The organism is Saccharothrix deserti (genome assembly GCF_009769385.1).
Lineage (GTDB): Bacteria > Actinomycetota > Actinomycetes > Mycobacteriales > Pseudonocardiaceae > Actinosynnema > Actinosynnema deserti.
On sequence record NZ_VKAB01000050.1, the window covers coordinates 1 to 22263 of the forward strand.

Below are 22263 nucleotides of genomic sequence, written 5' to 3' on the forward strand. Positions count from 1 at the left end.
TCACATGTTCACTCCGCTTGACGTGCGAGCCTGGGTGATCACGGCCTCGTGACCGAGGTCCGGTCATGCACAGAGGAAACGACACGAGTTTGAGACTGATCATGGTGACATCGCTGTGAGACAACGGGGAAACCCCACGTCACACAAGATCGATATGTCATGCACGGTGAGACCCTACATTTTGTGTAGGGCCTCAAATTCGACTTCATTTTCTCAGGGCTGGCTTCATCTGTACTTCATAACTGAAGTGGCGATGAGACTCGAAGGAGCACCCTCATGCCTGTTCCAACCCCCTCTGGCCACATCTTCGACTCCACCAGCACCTTCACCACCGGCAAGGCAAACTCTCCTGGTGATGCCGACGCTCATCGGGAGCAGATGGCGAAGGGCGCCGATGTGGCAGCCCAGGAGGCAACAGCCTGGACGACGTTCGGCAACGAGCTCGCTGAGTTGGTCGGCAAGCTTCAGTCGGTCCTGGGCGACCTGGGCGGCCTCACCAACCTGCCCACAGTTGAGCTCGAATACTTCGGCATGGGCACCGAAGTACCTCGCCACGGCGTCAACGGCAAGGAAATGATCGGTCACCTCACAGCGCTGATGCGAGACTCTAGGGCCATCGGCGCCGCCTACGAGGCCGCATGCCTCCGACTCGCGGCCGCCGTGACGGACCACGCCGAATAGGCACGACGCCCACCACGGCGTCTGGCGCGACGTCATGATCGACGCTGCAGCCACGAGCCGAGCTCTGAGCTTGCCGTTCCGCTGTACGGGTGTATTTCTTGTGGGCTATCCAGGTGGTTGTCCTCGACACGCCGGAGTAGCTCGGTCCTCGGTGTAGGGCCGATGTAAGGGTGCCCCCGACTGATGGCCGCCCGTGGCCGTGTCGGTGGGGAGAAGCAGTGGCCGTAGATATCCCGACGTCGATGACGGTCAGCTTCCGGTGCGCGAACTCGGTGCCTGGCAAAGCGTCGGAGGGCACGCCGGACAGGACCGAGCCGTGGGCGTTGGCCGGTCTGGACTCGATGGTGTCGGCATCGCCGTGGCGGACCTTCCGCTGGCACCGGGGGCAGCGGCACTATTCGGGCAGCTTTTGGTCGGCGACCGAGCGCGATCTGGTGATCTACGAGTCCCGGCTAGAGCTGGCGCGGTTGCTATTCGCGGACTTCGACAGGTCCGTGCAGCGCATCCTGGCCCAGCCGTTCCTGCTGCGCGCCGAAGTCGCCGGTGCGCTGCGCAAACACGTCCCGGACTACCTGCTGTTGACCAGTACCGGGCCGCTGGTGGTGGATGTGAAGCCGCGGCAGCGCGCCATGAACCCGGACAACGTGTTCGTCTTCGGCTGGACACGGCAGGCGGTGGAGTCACGCGGCTGGCGGTATGAGGTGTGGAGCGAGCCACCGCATGCCGAGTTGGAGAACGTGCGATTCCTGGCCGGTTATCGCCGGGGCTGGTTGTTCGACGAGGAGCTTCTCGGGCAACTTCACGCGGCGAATCTCGACGGCGCCACGCTGGCAGCGGCGTGCCGTTCCCGTCCAGACCGGCCAGCACCCCAGGTGCGGGCAGCAGTGCTGCATCTGCTGTGGCGGCAGCACTTCACCGTCGACCTGACGCGCCCGCTGGCCGGTGCCCACGTGCTGAGGATGTCCACATGAACGCCGCTGCGAACTCTGGGGCGAACCGCGCAGCGGTGCGAGTGGGTGTCGGCACGCGGTTTCAGTACGACGGCGAGGTCATCGAGGTGGTAGAGCTGCTCGTCACCACGGCCAGCAACGAGGTCTTACTCAAGAACGCCACCGGCCAGCGGGTCATCCGCGTATCCATGCGGGAGTTGCTGACTTCAGACCGTGCTCAGATTATCCCAGCACGTCCCGGGCCCTCCGCTGATGACCCGCAGGAGCTGGCGAGCGTGCTGCTGGCCGAGCTGACCGATGCCGAGCGGCAGCAGTTGCGGGAACGGACAGCGCACGTACAGGAGGTCCTGACCGGTTACTGCTCGGGCACGGCCGAGCTCGCCGCTGAGGGAGAACCCCGCCCGGAGTTCGACCCCAGCCTTCCGCTGACGACGCGATACCAGTCCAAGGCAACCGAGCTGAACGTCACGATGCGCACCGTTCAACAGTGGGTGTCTGACTTTCACAACAACGGCGAAGCTGGTCTGATCCCGAAGAAGAGTCTCGCGAGAAACGGCCCTGCTGGCCGTGTTGACCAGCGGTGGATAGAGACCGCGTCGGAGGTGATGGTCGAGCACACCGAGGAGTCGAAGCCGTCCCGGACGATGGTGATCGACCGAACCAACGCCAGGGTCGAGGCGCGATTCGGGTCCGGCGTGGTGAAGCTGCCGAGTCGGGCGACGGCGTTTCGGGTGCTGGAGAAGTTGGAACGGAAGCATCCGACATTCCGGTTGAGCACGAAGCGGAATCGGGATATCGCCGAGCGCCCGGATGAGGTGTACGGGAAGCTACGGCCGGTCCGGCCAGGTGAGTACGTGCTGATGGACACCACTCGGTTAGACGTGTTCGCGTTGGACCCGGTCACGTTGCGGTGGATCAACTCGGAACTCACCGTCGCGATGGACTGGTACGACCGATGCATCGTCGGGCTACGCCTCACCCCAGTATCGACCAAGTCAGTGGACGCAGCATCGGTGCTTTACCAGGCATTCCGGCCGCGCCCTGCCGGTCGGGACTGGCCTGCGCATGCGGTCTGGCCCGAGCACGGTATTCCTCGATCGGTGCTGTTGGACGCCACCGCGATCGAGCGACCGGGGGTGGCCTCGCCGGCGTTGGTGCCAGAGACGATTGTGGTCGATCACGGCAAGATCTACTTGTCGGAGCACTTGACGAGTGTGTGTCGCCGGATGGGGATCTCGATCCAGCCGGCGCGGCTGCGCACCGGTCGGGACAAAGGTCCGGTGGAGCGATTCTTCCGCACCCTGCGCGAGGACTTGCTGCAGGCGCTGCCCGGTTACAAGGGGCCGGATGTCCACTCCCGGGGCCTGAGTCCCGAAGCGGACGCGTTCTTCTTCCTCGACGAGTTGGAAGCGATCATCCGCGAGTGGGTTGCGATGGTCTATCACCACAAACCGCATTCCAGCTTGATTGATCCGCACCTGCCGAAGCTACGCATGTCACCGGCCGTGATGTTCGAGCATGGTATTGCCCGAGCCGGCTACATCGAGGTCCCGCGCGACCCGGAGTTGGGCTACGAGTTCCTCCAGACCAAGTGGCGCACGATCCAGCACTACGGGGTGGAGATCGACGGGCGCCGCTACCAGGGCCGGGTGCTCAAGGACTACGAGAACGAGACCAGCCCTTACGCCGGGAAAGGCGATGGGCGGTGGCCAATCCAGGTCAACCCGGACGACATCACCCGCGTCTACTTTCGCGACCTGAACTCTCCGCGTAAGTGGCACACGCTGCCGTGGGAACACGCTCCGTCGCTGGAGATGCCGTTGAGCGAGGACGCGCTGGAGTTCGCACGCAAACTGGCCGCGGCCAAATACACCTATCCCGACGACAAGATCGCGGTCGCCGACTTGTTCGAGCGGTGGAACGTCGGCTTGGGGCAAACGCTGCCGGAGCGGCGGATGGCTTTGCGGCTGTCCCGCGAGCGGGCCGCGATCGATCTGCCCGAGGATGCACCCGAGCAAACCATGTCGGCATTGCCATCGGTGGCCCGTGTGCTGGCGGCTACTGCATCCTCGGGCGAAGGGCCGGTGGACGCGGCTGGCGAGCCGGTAGCGGATATGGGTGATGACGATGCCGATGACCTCGAAGCCTTGGACGCCGAGGACGACTTCTACGCCGATGCCCTGGAGGACGCGTGAGCCGCACGCTGCGCCGTGAACAGTCCTCGAAAGGCGCAGAGCAGCAGCCATCGGAGGGCAACGCCCGGCTCGACAACCTGACTCTGGCGCGCAAGGAAGGTTGGCGCAGCTTCGTCAAAGCCCCGACCCGCGCCCAGCCCGAGCCGTTGAGCACCGCGGATCTGCGGCGACTCGGTGAGGACGCGCTGGCCGACTACAACAGGCAGCGGCGGGTCTGGCATGCCAACCTGGGGCCGATCAAAACTCCCCAACTGGCCGAGTTGCACGAGGACTTGTGGGACATCGTCGACAGCAACGCCCAGGACGGGGACAAGGCCAAGGGTGCGATCGCGATCGACGCGTTTCCGGGGTTGGGCAAGACCACCTCGGTGCTGTCGTTCGCCAAGCAGTTCCACCTCCGAGAGATCGCCGAAGAGGGCGAGTTCACCGAGGAGGGACATGAGCGGTGGCCGGTCTGCCGGGTCGGGATGACCGGCAATACGGGCATGAAGGACTTCAACCGCGCCATGCTGGAGTACTTCGCTCACCCAGGACGGACCACTGGGACGACCGCCCAGTTCGCGCACCGCGCCTTGGACTGCATGCTGTCCTGTGCGGCCCGCGTCTTGATCGTGGACGAACTGCACTTCCTCCGATGGCGGGCGAAGTCCGGGGTGGAGATCAGCAACCACTTCAAGTACATCGCCAACGAGTTCCCGGTGACGCTAGTGTTCATTGGCGTCGGCCTGGCCGAACGCGGCCTGTTCTCCGAAGGAGACTCCTACACCAATGCGGTCCTGGCCCAGACCGGGCGCCGCACCACACGCCTGGACATGCGGCCTTTCACCATCGACGCCGACAAGGGGCGACGAGAATGGCGGCAGATGCTGTTGGCCATCGAGCAGCGCCTGGTGTTGGCGGAGAAGGTTCCCGGGATGCTCGCCGATGAACTGTCCGACTATCTGTTCGCCCGCAGCACCGGTCACATAGGGTCGCTGATGACGTTGATCAACCGCGGCTGCCAACGAGCTGTCCGGACCAGAACCGAATACCTCAGCCAAGACCTGCTGGACAAGGTGAAGAACGACGACGCCGCCGAAACTGCTCGGCGCGAGTTGGAGGCTGCGCTGGCCTCCCGCCGCATCACCACCCGGTCACAGCGCAAGTCCGGATGAGCCAGCCACGCACGCTGCCCATCCGCGTTGACCCGATCCCGGGCGAATCCCTGGATTCCTGGCTCGCTGCCCTCGCTTACCGACTCCACACTCCCGTCGGCGACCTACTTCCCGAACTCGGGTTACCCCGTCGAAGCCGTGGCCGCACCAGTAAGTCTGACGACATTCCACCTGATTGGACTGTGCTACTCCGACCGTCCGAGATCGATATCCTTGCCCAGGCCACCGGTGTTAGCCCCAGCACCATCCAGTCGCTGACCCTGAGTCGCTACGACGGCCACGCCCTAATCATCGATCACGCCACACGGCAGGTTCTCCGATGGCGGATTTGGGGGCGCAACACGGGTTCCCGTTACTGCCCCGACTGCCTCGCCGAAACCGGTGGACGCTGGCAGTTGTCCTGGCGGTTGGGATGGTCGTTTGCCTGCACTGTCCACCGACGTCTACTCGCCGACGTCTGCCCCCACTGCTCACGAGTGCCCTATCGCCGTCTGCTGACCAACCTGTTCGCACCGGACCGTTGTGTTCAGCCCTCCGGCACCGGAACGGTCGGCCGTTCCGCACGACGTTGTGGAACGCACTTAACCACCGCAATCACAAGCACATTCCCTGAAAATCATCCCGTGCTCCAAGCCCAAGACCTGGTTCTCGATGTCATCAACGAAGAAAAAGCCCAGTTCGGCATCTACGCCACCAATCCGTTGCCTGCATCGACAGCGCTGTCCGACTTACGCGCTCTCGCAGGCAGGATCCTCAGCCACGCTGAGCGAGGCGACTTGAACAGCATGCCGCGCGATCTACTGGCTGACTACGACCACGCCATGGCGCAACCCGCCGGCCACAACAAACCTGCACATGCCATCGCACGCCCAGGCGCAATGGCCCCAGCCCACGCCGCGATCACCGCACTCGGTGTCACTGCTGCTGTCACGGTTCTGAACTCGAACACGGTGCGCGACGCTGGAACAGCCATACGCTGGCTGATCGAAACGTCGCGTCAGCGCGGAAGCACAGTCACCCCGTCCAACATCGGATCTTGGGGGCGAGGATCGAGCACAACCCTGAAAGCCGTCCAACTCTCAGCTCTCGGCCCGTTCCTGAAGCCCAGTGACCAACTGCGTTACCGCACGGCCGCTGACACTCCCAGCCACCGACTTCCCGCCGATCGAGCCTTATCCAGGCACCACCGCATTCCAGCAAGGCTCTGGACAACCTGGGCACTACGGCTACAACCAGGCACATGGCCCAGCCTGCGCATCCTACGGCCAGCCCTGTCAGCAGCGTTGTTGCTCGCAGGAACCCGCCGCACTCTGTCCGACGCGACGGAGACCTTGGGCGCAATCATCGACTCACATGACGTCTCGCGTTCGCTCATGGCGTTGGAAGCCAGTCCTCACTGGTCCCACATTCTGATCGCCCTGACTCGGCTCGTCGATCACCTCGACGCAGGCGACATCCCGATCGACTATCACCGCCGACGCGAACTCAACTACGACGACCTCCTCCCCGCTGACCAGTGGATTATATTTTGCCGTCAAACTGGATTTCTGACCGGACAGCAACGCCGCCTACAGCTCGCCCGCTGCCTGCTTTTCGAAAAGATCAGCAATATGCCCGCAGAGAAGGCACCAGACTCGTTCAGGATCGACCGTTCCTTTAACCGAGAACAGCTCCATCAGTTCGCCGCACGCATCACGCCCGACCTCGCCGAGCACCTGAACGCAGCAGCTCAGGACTTCCTCGCACACCAGGGCATCGCGGGTGAACCAGTCGAGTGGCAGCCACCAGTGACGCTCCTCGACGACCTCCAGTTACCCGGAGATACCCCGACTGCGGTCGACATCAACACACTGCATCGCCTCGTTCGCGACGGTCGAACTTCACTCAGCGCCGCAGCGCAGCAGCTCGGAACTACTCTCGACGTTGTCCGGCACCTACTGGACCAACATCCGGCGCCCGCGCTGCCCCCTACCACCAGCGAACAAGCCCGAGCTACCGGGCAACTCAGGTTCGCCGCCCGCACCGCACTGCCCCGAGAACTTCTCACTCGCCTCTATTGCGATCAACAGCACACACTGCGCGAAATCGGCCGACGAATCGGTGTCAGCCGTAACATCGTTTCCGCCCTTCTTGACGAGTACGCCATCCCCCGCCGTCAACACAACGGTCCCCGCCCCACCATCATGATCAGCCGCGACTGGCTGTATGACCAATACATCAACCACCGACGCACCTTGCCCGACTTGGCCAGGGAAACCGGGATGAGCCCGTCGAACATGACGCGATGGGCCAAACGACACAACATCCCGCTCCGCTCACGCGGAGGCACCAGTCATAGCCGAGCGCAGCGACCAGACCCTACTTAGACACTCACGCTTCTACACAACGTAGATGTCAAGAGGCACGGCCGGTGTGATGTCTGAGGAACCGAGCTGTTCTCGATGAGCCCCGATCCCTCAGCACATCATGTTGTGCTCGCGGCCCTACGAATCCAGGCAAGAAAGACCACCGTGGCAGGAGTGTCGTGACTGCATTACCTGCCCGCAGTGTCAAGTTACATCTCGCCATCAGAGTCGTCAGCGAGGCGTCGACAGAGGTCCACCAATGCCTGCCATCTTCCGCCTGATCGCTGAACCTCGTGATACGCGGCGGCGCGAGGACGGTCTTGAGGCAGCCGTTGGAGAAGCTCTGCGTTCACAAGGCGCTTGGTCACAAGCTGCACGAGGCTGTCGTTCAACCGCGCCCGTGAGGCGATCATGCGCACGGTGACCCGCGAACCCGCTCCAGCGGTCTCCTCCGCGATCGCAGTCACCACTTCAGCGACGTACCGATTACCGAAGATCGCGTAGGAGCGATCCCGGAGCGCCTCCTTACCCCTGGCCACGTGCGGTAGTGTACCGTGTTACATGAGTCATGTGACACGGTACATGGGAGAAGGCTGATGAGTTCGTTGGCGGTGGCAAGCGGACAGATCGAACTCGACCTCGCACCGCTGTCGAAACCGGCCACTCCGCCTGGCAGCCGGACCGCCCCACCACCAGCTCCAATCCGAGTAGCTGGCCGGACGCTGAACCCGACGCCAGTGTTCGACACCTACTGGTGGTTCGCAGCCGAACGGCAGGCCGTGTACGAGGCGCGAGTCGCAGGCCAGCCACGTCCGTGGACCGACGATCCGGTGATAACGCGACACCGGTTCACCAACTGCTTCCGAGCCGCAGACCGCGTCAGTCAGTTCCTGATCCGCGAAGTCTCCTACCGCGGATCACAGCAACCGGACGAGGTCGTCTTCCGAACCCTGCTGTTCAAGCTGTTCAACCGGATCTCGACCTGGCACCTGTTGACCGATGCGATGGGAGAAATCTCCTGGACGCACTTCGATCTCGATGCCTACGATCAGGTGCTCACGGCAGCGTTCAGCCGCGGTGTCAAGTTGTACTCGGCCGCTTATGTGGTACCGCCACCTCGGCTGGGCGCACAGCGCAAACACACCAATCACTTGCGGCTGATCGAGATGATGATGACCACCGGCCTCGCTGAGCGGGTGACGACCGCCGGTTCGCTGAAGTCAGTGTTCGAAGCGCTGCTTGCCTACCCAGCGATGGGAGACTTCCTCGCCTACCAGTTCGCCATCGACCTGAACTACTCCACGGTGCTTAATTGCGACGAGATGGAGTTCGTCGTTCCAGGTCCAGGCGCTCGCGACGGCATCCGAAAGTGCTTCGGACCGGCAGCAGACGGCATCGAAGCCGAAGTGATTAGCTACATGGCCGCGAGCCAACATGAGCACTTCGCCCGACTCGGCCTGCGGTTCGACGGCTTGCGCGGTCGACCGCTCCAGCTGATCGACTGCCAGAACCTGTTCTGCGAGGTCGACAAGTATGCCCGCGTAGCCCACCCTGATATCACCGGACACAGCGGACGCACCCGAATCAAACAACGGTTCACCCCTATCGCCGAACCAGTGCTCGCTTGGTTCCCGCCCCGATGGGGCATCAACGTTGACCAACCAGTTCGAGAGTCCGGGAACGTATAGCCACAGTACGACCACTCCAAACTAGAGCGCGGCAAGCGAACGCCGGTCAGGCCACCGCACAGATTCACTAGCCATCTCACCAGGACCGTGGGAAGGTGGCAGCATGCCACCGTCCGGACGGCTTCGGTTGACCCCTGGTGCTCTGGTGGTCCTCGAGGGCCTGGACCGCAGCGGCAAATCAACTCAGGTCCAACGGCTACAGGAACTTCCCTGGGACGAGCCACGACCGGTCTTCAGCCACATGCCATCAGGGCTGACCACCCTTACGCGCGAGATCTACCGGTTGACCGAGAACGAGCCGATCTCCTCGGCGCTGGCACGTCAGCTACTTCATCTGGCCTGCCATGCCGAGAACGTAACCGCCCTCCAGGAGGCGCGACACACCAGCGGACTGATACTGGACCGCTGGTGGTGGTCGACCGTGGCATACGGGTGGTACGGCGCCGACTTGGCCGCCCACGGCGTGGACGAGTCCGCGTTCTTCACACTGATCAACTCAGTGTGGGCGAGGCTCTCGGCTGACCTGGTGTTCCTTTTCATGACTCCATTCGAGCGCGACGCACTCAATCGTGACGCGGTGCGGCGAGGCTACGCCGAGCTCGCTTCGCGCCACGCGAAGATCACGATCAACGTTCCCGCCGATGCTCCTCGCGCGACCACCGACTTCCTCGCCAGTCAACTCGCCGCACGTGGGCTGCTCGTCAAACACTGACTGAAGCACTGGCTACAGGCGTCCAGTGACCCCAGGGGCCACGATGACACTTGACAGGCATGTCGGATTATCCGACACTCACGTCATGGATGAGAACATAGCCGGGTCGGGAGGACCACCCCTGTTCTTCCCATCGCTGCCCGCGCAAGCCGAGCGGACGGCGCCACCCACAAACGAACAGGCATCCGATCACGGCTCGCAGGAGCCAGGACGTGGTCCATCCGCGATCACCCTCGACCCGGCGGCGATCCAGGCCATGACTGAGGCCGAACTTCGACACGAGGTGCTGGGGATGCTGGCGCATCTGAAGAGGCAGTCGCTGGCCGAGGTTGCGGCTGGTCCGGCGCACACGGACGGCACGCTGGCCATTAAGAGCATGACCGCCGTGTGGATCTTGTCCACGGTGGGCAAAGCGTTTGGCCGCAAGCTCGTCCGACTCTCCGACGTCGCCGCTGACGCGCTGCGCAGCGTGGGAGGCGTGGCGACCCTGATCAAGCAATCCTTGTCCGAGCAACCGGCGATCGGGGCGGCATGAGCGACTACGTCGAACCCGCGGATGACCTGAGCCACGCCTGGTTGCGCACCCTGGACCTCGTGCACGACCACGGGGGACGCCGCACAAACGTCATGACCACTGTGCGCGATCCGCTGGCTTCTGAGGACCCAATCATCCGGGCAGCCATTGATAGTGTTCTGGCGCCCGGTAAACGCGCCGGCGTGACCATCCAGGAGGTGGACACTGTCGCCGGCACAATCTTTCCGCAGGATCTATATATCTCACCCGACTTCGCTTGGTCTCCAGACCTTGACCCTGATCGCGAAGCCGAGCTCGACACCGCCGCTAACGACCTCTACGGTGCCTACTCAGACATGCTCCCGCTGCTGTGCACAGCGTCCGGAAACCAACGTGGTACATATTTCGGCCGCATGATCAGTTGGCCGGGCAAGAAGCCCGGTGGACTAAATCAACTGGCTCTTCGGGTTCAGTACCTGCGCGCCGCGCACCGAGCGGGCTACTCAAGTCACAACACGTCCGATATCACCATTGGCGGCCAGGCCGAGACCGCTAGCATGGTGGAAGGCGATCTCGGCGTCCAAATCTATGCCTCCACTGATCGCCGACTGCGTGGCTTCCCCTGTCTGGTTCACATAGACCTCACTCTGCTCGATGGCGAGCTGAGCATGCTAGCGGTCTACCGCCACCAATACTTGGTCACCAAAGCCTACGGAAACCTCCTTGGCCTTGCTCGGCTGCTCGCGTTCTTGGCGCAGCAGACCGGGTTCGCAATCGGGGAGCTGGCTGTGCAGGCAACCCTGGCTGACACCGAGACGGCCACCTACGGGGGCAGGCGCGGCATCGATGAGCTGATCGAGCTCGCCCAGCAGTCCGCCCCAGTGGACGCCCCGTGATCCTGCAGACCGGAGTGGACATGGTGGACGTAACTGAGCTCGCTCGGATGGTCGAGCTCAGCGGCGACGCCTTCCTCGAGAGTTCGTGGACCTCCACCGAGCGGCTGTACTGCGCGGGCCGCACAGATCGGCTCGCTTCCCGCTGGGCGGCCAAAGAGGCCACGATGAAGGCACTAGGCCAGGGTGTCGGACAGATCAGCCCTCTCGAGATCGAGATCGCGGCCGTAGAGGGTGAGAGACCGGTACTGGTCCTGCGCGGCAACGCCGCTGCTCGCGCGCACCAACTCGGACTCGACACCTGGTCGGTATCTCTGACCCACGAGGATCGGTGGGCACTCGCATTCGTCGTTGGAGTAGGAAGTACGGACGATGAACACCGATAATCCAGACACCCCGAGCCGCGACCAGGACTCCCCCCGAGCCAAGGCACAGCGGCCTGACCTGTCGTCGGAACGGCAGGTTGTCGGGCACAGATTGCGCACAGCCCGAGAGACGCTAGGGCTCACCCAAGACGACGTCGCCGGTGCTCTCGGCATACCGCGGACGAGCGTAATCGCGATGGAATCCGGCCGCCGCAACGTCACCGCGCTGGAGCTGCGGCGGTTGGCGCGCCTGTATCGCCGCAACGTGCAGTGGTTGCTAGGCGAAGAAGAGGAAACCGCTGCGGTCGACCACGCACTATACCGCGCGACCAACGCGCTATCGGAGGATGATAAGGAGCAGGTGTTGCGCTTCGCCCAGTTCCTCGCGTCCGCCGGGCCTCCGCCTGGTTCAGTTGGCCTCCGCACGGCACCTCCCGCGTTTGGGTCACCACCACAGCGCAGCGCCGACCCGCAGGATCAGTGATGACTACCTCGCCGTTCATCGCCCGCCGTCGCCGTGCCCTGCAGGCGGCCGCCGACCTTCTCGACGAACTCGATGTCGATCAAGAGCAGCCCGTGGACGTATTCGAGGCCATCGGACGCCTGGGCATGTGGCTGGTCTTTCAACCACTCACGTCGCTACTCGGTGCCGCGATCCAGCAGGGCCCAGGTGGTGTCCTGATCACCACCGAACGGGAGCCGACGATCCAGCGGTACACCGCAGCCCACGAGATTGGCCACTGGCGATTGGACCACAACCCAACCGCATTCGACACCGAAACTGACATCCTCAGTCCGGGTGCGGACGAACGTGAACGTTTGGCCCAGTGGTTCGCCTCGTACTTTCTAATGCCCCCGCCGCTGGTCCACAGCATGGTCGCCCGGCACCGTTCGACAGGCGAGGCCATCTCACCGGCCAAGGCTTACCTCATCGCACGAGACATGTGCGTCAGCTACGAAGCAGCTCTACGGCAGATGGCCAACCTCGACATCATCAGCGATCGTGACCGCGACGACCTGCTCACGGTTCCGCGCCTCACCGCGATGCAGGCAGCAGCCCACGGACACCGCCCCGAAGATGGGCGCGCCAATGTGTGGGTGCTGGACGAGCGATCCCTCGGACATCCTTCTGAGCACATCGACATTGTGGTCAACGACGAAATCGTCATAGCGCTCCCGGAAAACCGGACCACCGGCTACCAGTGGCTGGACGAAGCCGCCAATGTCGAACGAGGCAACCTGCAAGCACGCGCCGCGCCTCCACCGTTCGCAGCGCCATCCTTGCCAGCCCGAATTCCCGTACAAGCTCCACACACAGAACCACCGCACCAGACAACGGCGGACATCAACGCTGCGCTCGCCCTACTACCACGGGCCACCCGGCCCCTCGACGCCAGCACCTCTCCACCCTCATCACGCACCGCGTCGACAACCGTTGAGCAGTCCACCGAGGTGCTGTCGATGGTGGCCGACGAATATCGGCCCGGATGGGCGCGGGTTCAAGGACGAGACCCAGGAGTGCTCCGGCAGCACATCGCTGGCCGGCCGGGCAACGCCAGCGCCCTCTTCGCGCCTGCAGCTCTGCCCCCAGATCTGACCAAGCCTGGCGTGGGTGCTACCGGACAGCGACTGCTCGCGCTTCAGGCTCGCGCTGAGGGCCGATTCACCACTGTGCTGTATTACGCCCCGATCCACGATCCGCACGCCGCCCCCGCTGCAGCCTTCACCATCAGCGCGTACGTGTCTCCGCCGCCGGAGATTCTGCACCGCAGAGCCCTCCTCAACATCAACCTCGACGTTGATGAGGACGACACCGCCACACCGACCATCGAAAACGACCAGTGATGCCGAAATCGACCACGCCGTCACAGTCCGCAAGGTCGAGCCGACGCGCCGCACGCCGGGCAGCCGCCCTCGCTCGCGCCGACGTGGATCTGCGCGGCTTGTTGGACCCGCAGCTCATCTCGCAGGGCCCACGCCCGCTCTGCGTACCATTCACACTGGCGCTCGGCAACGAGGCATCACGAACGATCGCCGGGTCGACACCACAGTCGCTCGCACCAGAGCCGATCTGGCGATATTGCACCCAACGCGGGCAAACCGGGGCGGGAGGGATGCTGATCGACGACGCCGCCGTCGCGCTCGCCGACGAAGGCCAACCGCCGCTGCAGGTATGGCCCTATAATGCATCACTCGGGATAGGCACTGAAAATCCGCCCAATGGGATCGGCAGTCCGCCGTGGCACACCGCAGCCGTGCATGAACTCCACCTCGCCCACGACGGCATCGAGGACGAACTCGAGGACTACCTGGCGGCCGCAGTTCCCATTGTGCTGATCGTCGAGGTCACCCCGGAGTTCGCATATCCCGATGGCAATGGCTACGTGCGCTTGCCTAACCTTCGGACAGCCGCCGGTGACTACCACGCCGTTTTCTGCGTCGGCGCAGCCACCGACCCAACCCGTGGACGACATCTGCTCATCCGCAATAGTTGGGGGTCGTTCTGGGGCAGTGGCGGCTACTGCTGGCTGCCCACCGAGTACCTCATCGCCTTTACTCCTTACGCGGCCATCGTGCTACCTAGCGCCTCCCCACCCGCAACCACATAGCCGGAGGACGTCTCATGGATCTCGCGGAGTTCGAGCACGCAGTAGCCGACACCGACATCCTCGACCCGGATGACTTGGTGCTGCCCATGCTCGGCCTCGCCGGCGAAATCGGCGGCTTGGTTGCGCAGTACAAAAAGATCCAACGTGACCACACTGGCTATCGCGCCTTCTCCGACGAGGTCCGCGAAGAGCTTGGGGACCTATTCTGGTACGCGACTGCGCTGGCCCGCAGATGCGGCCTAAGTCTGGAAGAGATCCTCGTCGACAATGTCCGTAAGACCCGCGAACGTTTCCTGCGGCCGACGACCCCTCCGCCGCATCCGCTGTTCGACGACGACGCTCACCCCGGCGAGCAACTACCCCGTAGCCTGGACATCACCTTCAACGAAACGGTGGCGCACGATCGAGGGGCCAAAGCCGTGCCGGTGGTATCGATCTTCCGAGGTACTGAAGCTGTCGGTGACCCACTGGACGACAACAGCGGAGAGAACGATGACTACCGCTATCACGATGCCTTCCACTTGGCCCACATGGCGATCCTGGGCTGGTCTCCGGTGATGCGCAGCCTTCTACGGGTGAAGCGCGGCACTGACCGTGACACCGACCGTATCCAAGACGGTGGCAGGGCAATCGCCATCGAAGAAGGCCTGAGCGCTTATGTATTTGCTGCGGCCCGTGATCACAGCTACTTCCGCACGAGCACTAGCGTCCCCTCCGAGATCATCAAGGCATGCCGAGCGATGACCGCTCATCTTGAAGTGTCTCGACGCACCGCCCAGGACTGGGAGTACGCAATCCTCGCTGGTTATCGCGCGTTCGTGGAACTCACAGAGAACCGCGGAGGGACCGTACACGCCGACCTGAATCGCCGGATCTTGACCTACACCTCCACACCTAATAGCCAGTGATCAGGACCGTCGAGTGCCGGACGCCGATGAAGATATGCAGCGATCATGAGATTGATCTTCATAGCATCCGTGTGAGACGACCGGAGAAAGCCCAGGTCAACCAAGATCGACATGTCGTGTGCGGCGAGACCCTACATTTTGCCGGGTCTCAGGATCGATCTCGCTGAGCTCGGTCGGTCGGTCGGTCCACATGCTCCGCTCAGCAGGGATGCTCGGCACCGAACTTGAGACTGATCTTGGTGACGTCCCCGTGGACAACAAGTGAACCCGCGGTTGCTGAAGATCAACACGGCCAAGTCGCGCACGAGAGCGGTTTGGTGGGGTATGTCCGGTTGTGATGCGTTCCCGCGCCCCGGAAGTGCGCATACGATCAAGGGATGCCACCCGATGCGGCGCGGCGCAGCGACCGTTCGAGGCGGGCGATCCTCGTGGCCGCGTTGGAGTTGGTCGAGGCGCTCGGCTACTCGAGGTTGACCGTCGAGGCGGTGGCGGCTCGGGCCGGGGTGGGCAAGCAGACGATCTACCGGTGGTGGCCGTCCAAGGGGCCGTTGTTGTTCGACGCGTTCGTGGAGCTCGGGCCGGCCGAGCGGGATGTGCTGCACACGGGTGATCTGGCGGTCGATCTCAAGCGCGAGTTGCGGATCGCGGTCGAGGAGTTGCCCGAGCGGCGGTTCGACCAGGTGTGCCGGTTGTTGGTGCACGAGGAGCGCACGGATCTGGTGACGTTGCTGCTCATGCCGCGGCGGATGGCGTTGGAAGAGCGGTTGCGGGTCGCACAGGCGTTGGGGGAAGTGCGGGCCGATGTCGACGTGTCGGCGGCGGCGGAGTTGTTGCTCAGCCCGGTCTACGAGCGGTGGTTGTTGCGGACCGCTCCGTTGACCGGGGACTTCGCCGACGCGGTGGTGGATCTCGTGCTCCGCGCGTTGAGGGCGTGACCTTGATCGGTAGGGTTCGTCGATCATGGGGTACGCCGTGGTCGACGTGGAGACGACCGGGTTCGCCGCGCGTGGTTCGGATCGGATCGTCGAAGTGGCCGTGGTCCGGTTGGACTCCGCGGGACGGGTGACCGACGAGTGGTGCACCCTGCTCAACCCCGGACGTGACCTCGGGCCGCAGCACGTGCACCGGATCCGCGCGGCCGACGTGTGGCACGCGCCGACGTTCGCGCAGGCCGCGGGCGCGTTGGCCTCCCGGCTGGCCGGACGGGTGGTCGTCGCGCACAACCTGTCGTTCGACGCCCGGTTCCTGACCGCCGAGTTCGCCCGCATGGGGGTGGACCTGCCGGTGACCGGCCTCTGCACGATGCGGCTGGCCGACCGGTACCTGCCGCACCGGGTCGGGCGGTCGTTGCGGGCCTGCTGCGAGGCGGCCGGGGTGGTGCTCGAATCGGCGCACTCCGCGTTGTACGACGCCCGCGCCACTGCCCGGTTGTTCGCCCACTACCTGGGCTTCGGCGCACCTGAGGCCGAGGCCGTGCCGCACGTGTCGCTGGACGGCGAAGTGGTCGAGGTGCGGCGTGGGGCGGCTGCGGAGGTGTCGCGGCGGCCGGAACCGGTGACGTTGGTGCGCGGCGACCGGGTCGTCTTCACCGGTCAGATGCACTCGCCGCGTGACGTGTGGATCGACCGGGCGGCCTCGTTCGGGCTGGTCAGCCAGGGGTACGTGACCAAGGCGACCCGCGTGCTCGTGGCCGCCGACCCGTTCACCCTGTCGACCAAGGCGCAACGGGCGCGGGCGTACCGGGTGCCGATCGTGTCCGAGGATGACTTCGCCGGGATGCTCGACCGGTTGGGCGTTACACCGGTGGCCAAAGATCACCGGACCGGGTGGCGTCGGGCCTATTGAAAAGCCCGCTACCCACGGGGAGGCTCTTCACGGACAGGCCCTGCGCTCGGCGGAAGGCACGAGTCCTATGAGTACCGTGCAGATAACGGCTTCCCGTGCGGTGTGGGACGAGTTCGTCTCGGAACTGCCGGTCGGGGTGCTGCTCCAGGACGAGAACGGTGTGGTGCTCGCGGCGAACCCGCTGGCGTCGTCGCTGCTCGGTGACGCCCCCGCCGGCGACGACCCCGCCCGTGACGACTCGGGGGCGCCGCTGCCCAGCCGCGCCGAACTGGCCGCGCAGGTGCTGCGCACCGGATGTCCGCTGACGATCCCGATGGTCCTGCCGCACGCCCAGGTCTGGGCCGAGTACCACCCGATCGTGATGCGGGGGCAGGTGTTGGTGCTGCTGAGACCGGTGCAGTCGGACGTGCCGCACAGCGCCGGCCTGCTCGACGCGCTGACCGGGCTGCCGGGCCGGGCGCTGCTGCTCGACCGGCTGGACCAGGCGCTGATCCGGGCGCGGACGCAGGGCACGTTGGCGTCGCTGGTGCTGGCGGACGTGCACCGGATGGCCTCGGTGAACGCGATGTACGGCTTTGAGCGCGGTGACGAGCTGCTGACCGTGCTCGCCCGGCGACTGCGGCACGGCTTACGGGCGGACTACACGGTGGCGCGGTACGGCGGCGACTCGTTCGCCGTGGTCGCGGAGCACCCGAACGGCAACGGTGAGGCGTTGGCGGAACTGGTGCGCGAGCTGGCCGGGCAGGCGGTGCGGCTCGGTGGCGAGCGCGTCCGGCCCGGGGTGCGGGTGTGCTGGGTGACCAGTGACGGTGAGGTGCCGCTGCACTCGGTGATCGCGAACGTGGAGGAACGCCTCCGTCGGTGAAACCCCCGAACACTGAAACCCCGAACACAGGGCTGGGCCCCTGGCGTGGAGTGCCAGGGGCCCAGTCGCGGGAGGGGGGTGGATCAGACGATGCGCGGCATCACGGTGGTGTCCTCGAGGGACCCGAACACGCTGCGGGCGTCCAGACCGGCCAGGGCGGGAGCCTCGACGTGGTCGAGGACCTCCGCCGGGCGGGCGGAATCCTGCACCGGGCTGACGTCCAGGCCGCTCACGCCCACCGGGGCCATCACGGGCGCGGCCGTGCGGGGCTGCGCCACGCCGGGCACCGGCACCACGAACGGCAGCGGAGCCGGAGCCGCGACCGGCAGCGTCGACAGGCTGCGACCCTGGCTGACACCGAGCGGCGAGCCGTTCAGCGGCAGGTTCTGCAGGTCCGGCGTGGTGCCGAGGTCGCCGACCAGCGGCAGGGTGCCGCCGAACGAACGCTCGTCAGCCGTGTCGGGCCGCACCGTGCTGGAGAGGCTGGACACGCCGGGCAGCTTGCGGGCGACGGCCCGCGTCGCGCCGGTCACCGGCGGCAGCCCGTGGCGGACCTGCTTGACCTGCTTGAGCGCGTCGATCGTGGGTAGCTGGTCGGTGAGGTGCGGCAGCGCCGACCGGTCGACCAGCTCCGACGCGTCGGGCAGCGCGGGCGTCTCGGGCAGCGCCGGCAGCAGCTGGGTCGGCTGGTCGGCCTCGGGCAACTGCGACCCGGCCAGCACGGGGTTGCCGAACTGCGTCTTCCGGGCCTTCGTCACCAGGTCGCGGACCGGCGGACCGACCTTCTGCAGGCCGTTGCCCGTCACGCCGTGGATCGGCAGGCCGCGCAGCTCGTCGAGTCCGAGCGTGCTCAGCAGCCGCTTGTACTCGGGCAGGTAGCGCAGCACGTCCAGGTTGGGCAGCTCGGTGGCACGCATCAGGCTGTCGACCACGGCCGGGAGCTGGATGCCCCGGACCGGGTCCTCGGCCTTGTCCTCGCCGGTCCGCAACCGGTTGTCGTCCGTGCTGTTCGTGGTCGCGGTGCCGAGCACGTCCAGCGGCACACCGACCAGGCGGGCGAACGCCTCGGCGGGCACATCGACGTCGTGCGCGGTGGCCGAGCCGTAGCCGGAGGTCGTGGTCTTGCCACCGGACTTGCTGTCCGACCTGCTGCCGGTCGCGCTGTCCGCGAGGCCGGCGGCGGTGACGGCGTCACCCTGCGCCGACGGCGCGACGGCCGTGGGCGCGGTGAACAGGTTGCCGGACCACGCGCTGTCGTCGGCCGACGTCAGGTGCTCGCCACCGGCGATGATGGCGGTCTTGTTGTCCGTCTGGGACTCGCCGTTGCCGGCGGCCGTGACCGCGTCGCCGAACACCTGCAGCGGCACCGACTGCTGGGCGCCGATGCCGTTGCCGGAGAACGAGCCGTCGTTGCCGGAGGTCTGGACGTCGCCGCCGGAGTGGGAACCGAACTCGTTTCGGCTCTTCGACTCGGCGTTGCCGCCCGCGCCGATCGCGCTGCCGAACACCTGCGGCGAGGACGCCTCGGGCAGCGAGAGCACGTTGCCCGAGAGCGAACCCTCGTCGCCGGTGGTGGTGGCCGAGCCGCCCGAGCGGGAGTCCAGCCTGCTGTTCGTTTCGGACGAGCCGTTGCCGACGCCGACGATCGAGTCGCCGAACACCTGCGCCGGGTTCGAAGTGGGCGCGTGCACGATGTTGCCCGACACGGACCCGTGCTTGCCGTTGGCCTTCGGCGGGTTGCCCAGGTCGATCTTGGTGTCGCTGTCGGTCTTGGACGACGGGTTGGCGACCGCGCCGCCCGAGTTGCCGAACACCTGGCCGCCGAGGGCGGTCGGGGCCGTCACGACGTTGCTGGACACGGTGCCGTTGTCGTCGACGCTGTTCGCGACGTCACCGGAGCGGATGGTCTTGTCCTCGGTGGCCCGGCCGGACGAGGTGCCCGCCGCGCCGGCCCCGTTGCCGAACGCCTCGGCGGGCAGGCCGACCGGGACCTGGCCGATGTTGCCGGAGCCGACGGCGTCGTTGCCCGTGGTGCCGTTGTAGCCACCGGCGTCCGCGGTGACGTCGTTCACGCACTCGCCCTGGGCGATACCGCCCGCGGTCGCGCCGGTGCCGCACAGGTCGGCCGCGCCCGCCGGGGGCAGGTTGGCCGAGTTGGCCGACAGCACCGAGCGGTCGCCGTTGGTGAACGTGTCGCCGCCCGCGGTCGCGGTGGCGTCGTTCGAGTGCGCGGCCGAGGTGGTGCCCACGCCGGACAGCGCGTTGCCCGCGCCGGAGACCGGCAGTGCCACCGGCGCGTCGGTGAAGTTGCCGGACAGCACGGCGTCGTGGCCGGAGGTCGCGCTGTTGCCACCGGCTTCGGCGTCGTTGGCGGTGGTGCCGGCCATGCGCGCGTTGCCGCCGCCCGCCAGGGCGTTGTCGTCCGCGGACACTGGGCCGGCGAGCGCGGGCTGGAACACGTTGCCCGCGAGGGTGCCGTTGTTGCCGGACGTGGCGGCCCACATCGGGGTGCCCCACCGGTCGGGGTGGGTGTCGCCCGCGTTGGCGGACGCCTCGTTCTCGGTGACCGCGTCCGCGTTGCCCGCGGCGGCGACGCCGTTGCCGCTCACCGCGGCGATCGGGGCCAACGGCGCGCCGAGGACGTTGCCGCCCCCGGTGCTGCGGCTGCCGTCGGTGCGCAGCGAGCCGGACGCGTCGGCGTCGTTCGAGGCGGAGGCCGTGCTGCGCGCGTTGCCGCCCGCGGCGAGGGCGTTGTTTGTCGCCTGGACCGGCACGGCGCCCTGCACGGCGGCGATGTTGCCGGACAGCGAGCCGTCCTCGCCGGAGGTCTTGACGTCCCCGCCCGCGGTGGCGCGCTGGTCGGCGGAGCCGCGGGTCTCGGCGTTGGCCAGGGCGGCGATCGCGTTGCCGCTGACCTGGGAGGAGATGGCGGCGGCGCCGTGCGCCACGTTGCCGGACAGCGGGCCGTACGAGCCGTCGGTCTTGACGTCGCCGGTGCTGTCGACGGTCTGCGAGCAGTGTTCTTCGCTGTAGGCGTCGCCGCCCGCCGCGATGGCGTTGCCGCAGATGCTGAGCGGCATGACGACGTCGGCGTCGGCGGTGTTGCCGCGGGTGACGCCGCCGGCGTCCGTCGCGGTCAACGAGGCCTGCGCGCCGCGGACGTACGGGTTGGCCGAATCCGCGTAGCGGTCGGCGGGCGTGCCGGAGAGGTCAGGCGTGCCGACCTCGTGGTGGATCGACGGCAGGTTGCCGTTGCCGATCGGGGTGCCCAGGTTGTTGTGGTCGACGTCGACCGGAATGCGCACCTTCGCGTCGAGCGGGTTCGGCGGTGCGTCGGGGTTGACGTTCTCCTGGGCTGAAGCGATGCCCGTACCGAGCATCAGCAAACCACCCGTGACAAGTGCGGTCTGGAGACCGCGCTTGGCCCAGGTTTGCATGGGTTCTCCTTCTTTCGGTGTCCCTTGCGGGAGGTGAAGGGTGGTCGGACGCGGCTTGAGCGCGTGGAGAGGCGACCACCCGGATCAGGGGGGTTGGGAAGCGCGGCGTCTCGACCGGGTGGGAGCGCACGCGAACGGCGCCACGGTCGATTACCGGGTCGGCTCTGTCAGAGCCGCCGCGGACCGCGCGCTGTGGTCAGTCGGGCGTGATGCCGGGCTGCTTGCCCGGCATCACGACGTTCCGCTCGGTGGCGGGGAACAGAGCCCGGGCCACCGCGGAGTCGATGCGGTCGGCGGAGACACCCGAGAACGGGCCGCTGCCGCCGCCGGAGGAACCGGAACCGTCGCCACCGCAGGAGCAGTGGACCGGCGCGCCGAGCGGCGCGAACGGCATCGACGGCAGTCCGGACGGGTCGCCCGGCAGGGACGGCCCGGTGGTGTCGCCCGACAGCTCGGCGATCGGCTGCTGGGACGCTTCCAGCCACGTGCGGCTGAACGTGCCGAACCACCCTTGCACCACCGGGGTGCCGGCGGAAACCGGCACGGCGGTGGCGGCCGGGGTGGTCTCGGTGACGCGCTGCGCCACGGTGCCGCCGACCACGATGTCGGCCGGCGCCGGTTCGGGCAGCCGTGGCTGCAACCAGTCGCCCACGTGCTCGACGGTGCCGCGGATGTCCCCCGCGACCCGGCCGAGGTCGGGCGGGCTGGGCTCGCGCACCTGCGGGGTGCGCAGCGTGCTGTCGAGTTCCTGCACGGCCTCGCCGACCGGGGTCAGACCGACCGGGGTCAGCGTGGCCGGGGTCAGCGTGGCATCGAGCGGGCTGTGCGACGCCTGCTGCGCGACCTCGGTGACCGCGTCGCGGTCGATCGGGGCCTGCGCGGACGCCGGAGCCGTGGACAGCGCCCAGGCCGCGGCGGAGCCGGCCAGCGTGCCGCCGACGACCAGCAGGGCGCGGGAGAGCAGCCGCCGAACGCGGCTCGCCCCCGTTCCCACTCGCTGGTCAACGGCCGACATCGCTGGTACCTCCACCGAAAGCACTGGGATTCGCCGGTGACGTGATCGGAGTGATCAACCCGACGACGTGAGAGTGCCAGGAGGCGA

At 66.3% G+C, this 22263-nt stretch carries 20 protein-coding genes and 1 pseudogene; 18 read left to right on the forward strand and 3 right to left on the reverse strand.

The features are described from left to right. Nucleotides 1-276 precede the first annotated feature (276 nt). The 6 genes and pseudogenes from FM051_RS43805 (at nucleotide 277) to FM051_RS43825 (ending at nucleotide 7346) form a co-directional block, all read left to right on the forward strand. A complete protein-coding gene (locus FM051_RS43805; protein ID WP_158853013.1) occupies nucleotides 277-681 on the forward strand; it encodes a hypothetical protein in 405 nt (134 codons plus the stop codon). Nucleotides 682-1004: 323 nt separating this feature from the next. After that, on the forward strand, nucleotides 1005-1652 hold the full coding sequence (locus FM051_RS43810; protein WP_202919358.1) for a TnsA-like heteromeric transposase endonuclease subunit: 648 nt from the start codon (nucleotides 1005-1007) through the stop codon (nucleotides 1650-1652). Further along, nucleotides 1649-3826, forward strand: a complete 2178-nt coding sequence (locus FM051_RS43815; RefSeq protein ID WP_158853014.1) for a Mu transposase C-terminal domain-containing protein — start codon at nucleotides 1649-1651, stop codon at nucleotides 3824-3826. The genes FM051_RS43810 and FM051_RS43815 overlap by 4 nt, the downstream gene beginning before the upstream one ends. Beyond that, nucleotides 3823-4980, forward strand: a complete 1158-nt coding sequence (locus tag FM051_RS43820; RefSeq protein ID WP_202919359.1) for a TniB family NTP-binding protein — start codon at nucleotides 3823-3825, stop codon at nucleotides 4978-4980. The genes FM051_RS43815 and FM051_RS43820 overlap by 4 nt, the downstream gene beginning before the upstream one ends. Beyond that, nucleotides 4977-5417, forward strand: a pseudogene (locus FM051_RS54215) (TniQ family protein); the annotation flags it as partial. The gene FM051_RS43820 and the pseudogene FM051_RS54215, both read left to right, overlap by 4 nt. Nucleotides 5418-5603: 186 nt before the next feature. Continuing rightward, nucleotides 5604-7346 carry a hypothetical protein gene (locus FM051_RS43825; RefSeq protein WP_238413095.1) on the forward strand — a complete coding sequence of 581 codons (1743 nt, stop codon included), beginning with the start codon at nucleotides 5604-5606 and terminating at the stop codon, nucleotides 7344-7346. 188 nt (nucleotides 7347-7534) lie between these two features. Here FM051_RS43825 and FM051_RS43830 read toward each other — a convergent pair whose 3' ends face one another. After that, a complete protein-coding gene (locus FM051_RS43830) occupies nucleotides 7535-7864 on the reverse strand; it encodes a hypothetical protein (protein ID WP_158853016.1) in 330 nt (109 codons plus the stop codon). Nucleotides 7865-7921: 57 nt separating this feature from the next. Between FM051_RS43830 and FM051_RS43835 the strand changes: the two genes are divergently transcribed. From FM051_RS43835 to FM051_RS43890, 12 genes are all read left to right on the forward strand, one after another. Then, nucleotides 7922-9013: a nucleotide kinase domain-containing protein gene (locus FM051_RS43835; protein WP_158853017.1), complete on the forward strand. Its 1092-nt coding sequence runs from the start codon at nucleotides 7922-7924 to the stop codon at nucleotides 9011-9013. 145 nt (nucleotides 9014-9158) lie between these two features. Continuing rightward, the gene (locus FM051_RS43840) at nucleotides 9159-9725 is read left to right on the forward strand and encodes a dTMP kinase (protein ID WP_158853018.1); all 567 of its coding nucleotides are present in this window, start codon (nucleotides 9159-9161) and stop codon (nucleotides 9723-9725) included. An 85-nt stretch (nucleotides 9726-9810) separates the two neighbouring features. After that, nucleotides 9811-10260, forward strand: coding sequence for a hypothetical protein (locus FM051_RS43845; protein ID WP_158853019.1), 450 nt, complete (start codon nucleotides 9811-9813; stop codon nucleotides 10258-10260). Next, entirely contained in the window at nucleotides 10257-11135 is an 879-nt protein-coding gene (locus FM051_RS43850; RefSeq protein ID WP_158853020.1) for a hypothetical protein, read from the forward strand. The genes FM051_RS43845 and FM051_RS43850 overlap by 4 nt, the downstream gene beginning before the upstream one ends. Next, nucleotides 11132-11518: a holo-ACP synthase gene (gene acpS, locus FM051_RS43855; RefSeq protein WP_158853021.1), complete on the forward strand. Its 387-nt coding sequence runs from the start codon at nucleotides 11132-11134 to the stop codon at nucleotides 11516-11518. The genes FM051_RS43850 and acpS overlap by 4 nt, the downstream gene beginning before the upstream one ends. Further along, on the forward strand, nucleotides 11505-11981 hold the full coding sequence (locus tag FM051_RS43860; protein ID WP_158853022.1) for a helix-turn-helix domain-containing protein: 477 nt from the start codon (nucleotides 11505-11507) through the stop codon (nucleotides 11979-11981). Before acpS ends, FM051_RS43860 begins: the two co-directional genes overlap by 14 nt. After that, a complete protein-coding gene (locus FM051_RS43865; RefSeq protein ID WP_158853023.1) occupies nucleotides 11981-13342 on the forward strand; it encodes an ImmA/IrrE family metallo-endopeptidase in 1362 nt (453 codons plus the stop codon). The genes FM051_RS43860 and FM051_RS43865 overlap by 1 nt, the downstream gene beginning before the upstream one ends. After that, nucleotides 13342-14106 (forward strand): C1 family peptidase, encoded by a 765-nt coding sequence (locus tag FM051_RS53790; RefSeq protein ID WP_338019528.1) that lies wholly within the window; start codon nucleotides 13342-13344, stop codon nucleotides 14104-14106. The genes FM051_RS43865 and FM051_RS53790 overlap by 1 nt, the downstream gene beginning before the upstream one ends. A 14-nt stretch (nucleotides 14107-14120) precedes the next feature. Next, on the forward strand, nucleotides 14121-15014 hold the full coding sequence (locus tag FM051_RS43875) for a nucleoside triphosphate pyrophosphohydrolase family protein (protein WP_158853025.1): 894 nt from the start codon (nucleotides 14121-14123) through the stop codon (nucleotides 15012-15014). A gap of 377 nt (nucleotides 15015-15391) precedes the next feature. After that, nucleotides 15392-15949, forward strand: a complete 558-nt coding sequence (locus tag FM051_RS43880; protein ID WP_158853026.1) for a TetR/AcrR family transcriptional regulator — start codon at nucleotides 15392-15394, stop codon at nucleotides 15947-15949. 25 nt (nucleotides 15950-15974) lie between these two features. Next, nucleotides 15975-16859, forward strand: coding sequence for an exonuclease domain-containing protein (locus FM051_RS43885; protein WP_158853027.1), 885 nt, complete (start codon nucleotides 15975-15977; stop codon nucleotides 16857-16859). Nucleotides 16860-16926: 67 nt separating this feature from the next. Further along, on the forward strand, nucleotides 16927-17724 hold the full coding sequence (locus tag FM051_RS43890) for a GGDEF domain-containing protein (RefSeq protein WP_158853028.1): 798 nt from the start codon (nucleotides 16927-16929) through the stop codon (nucleotides 17722-17724). Between the two features lie 83 nt (nucleotides 17725-17807). Here the strand turns inward: FM051_RS43890 and FM051_RS43895 are convergent, their stop codons facing one another. Further along, nucleotides 17808-21161: a beta strand repeat-containing protein gene (locus FM051_RS43895; protein ID WP_158853029.1), complete on the reverse strand. Its 3354-nt coding sequence runs from the start codon at nucleotides 21159-21161 to the stop codon at nucleotides 17808-17810. A gap of 196 nt (nucleotides 21162-21357) precedes the next feature. After that, entirely contained in the window at nucleotides 21358-22176 is an 819-nt protein-coding gene (locus tag FM051_RS43900) for a hypothetical protein (RefSeq protein WP_158853030.1), read from the reverse strand. Nucleotides 22177-22263 lie beyond the last annotated feature (87 nt).

What these genes read in the sequence shown, in the direction of transcription:
- FM051_RS43850 (WP_158853020.1), top strand. Translation starts at nt 10,257, where the DNA reads ATGAGCGACTACGTCGAACCCGCGGATGACCTGAGCCACGCCTGGTTG.
- FM051_RS43835 (WP_158853017.1), top strand. Translation starts at nt 7,922, where the DNA reads ATGAGTTCGTTGGCGGTGGCAAGCGGACAGATCGAACTCGACCTCGCA.
- FM051_RS43900 (WP_158853030.1), bottom strand. Translation starts at nt 22,176, where the DNA reads ATGTCGGCCGTTGACCAGCGAGTGGGAACGGGGGCGAGCCGCGTTCGG.
- FM051_RS43865 (WP_158853023.1), top strand. Translation starts at nt 11,981, where the DNA reads ATGACTACCTCGCCGTTCATCGCCCGCCGTCGCCGTGCCCTGCAGGCG.
- FM051_RS43805 (WP_158853013.1), top strand. Translation starts at nt 277, where the DNA reads ATGCCTGTTCCAACCCCCTCTGGCCACATCTTCGACTCCACCAGCACC.
- FM051_RS43895 (WP_158853029.1), bottom strand. Translation starts at nt 21,161, where the DNA reads ATGCAAACCTGGGCCAAGCGCGGTCTCCAGACCGCACTTGTCACGGGT.
- FM051_RS43815 (WP_158853014.1), top strand. Translation starts at nt 1,649, where the DNA reads ATGAACGCCGCTGCGAACTCTGGGGCGAACCGCGCAGCGGTGCGAGTG.
- FM051_RS43880 (WP_158853026.1), top strand. Translation starts at nt 15,392, where the DNA reads ATGCCACCCGATGCGGCGCGGCGCAGCGACCGTTCGAGGCGGGCGATC.
- FM051_RS43860 (WP_158853022.1), top strand. Translation starts at nt 11,505, where the DNA reads ATGAACACCGATAATCCAGACACCCCGAGCCGCGACCAGGACTCCCCC.
- FM051_RS53790 (WP_338019528.1), top strand. Translation starts at nt 13,342, where the DNA reads ATGCCGAAATCGACCACGCCGTCACAGTCCGCAAGGTCGAGCCGACGC.
- FM051_RS43890 (WP_158853028.1), top strand. Translation starts at nt 16,927, where the DNA reads ATGAGTACCGTGCAGATAACGGCTTCCCGTGCGGTGTGGGACGAGTTC.
- FM051_RS43845 (WP_158853019.1), top strand. Translation starts at nt 9,811, where the DNA reads ATGGATGAGAACATAGCCGGGTCGGGAGGACCACCCCTGTTCTTCCCA.
- FM051_RS43885 (WP_158853027.1), top strand. Translation starts at nt 15,975, where the DNA reads ATGGGGTACGCCGTGGTCGACGTGGAGACGACCGGGTTCGCCGCGCGT.
- FM051_RS43875 (WP_158853025.1), top strand. Translation starts at nt 14,121, where the DNA reads ATGGATCTCGCGGAGTTCGAGCACGCAGTAGCCGACACCGACATCCTC.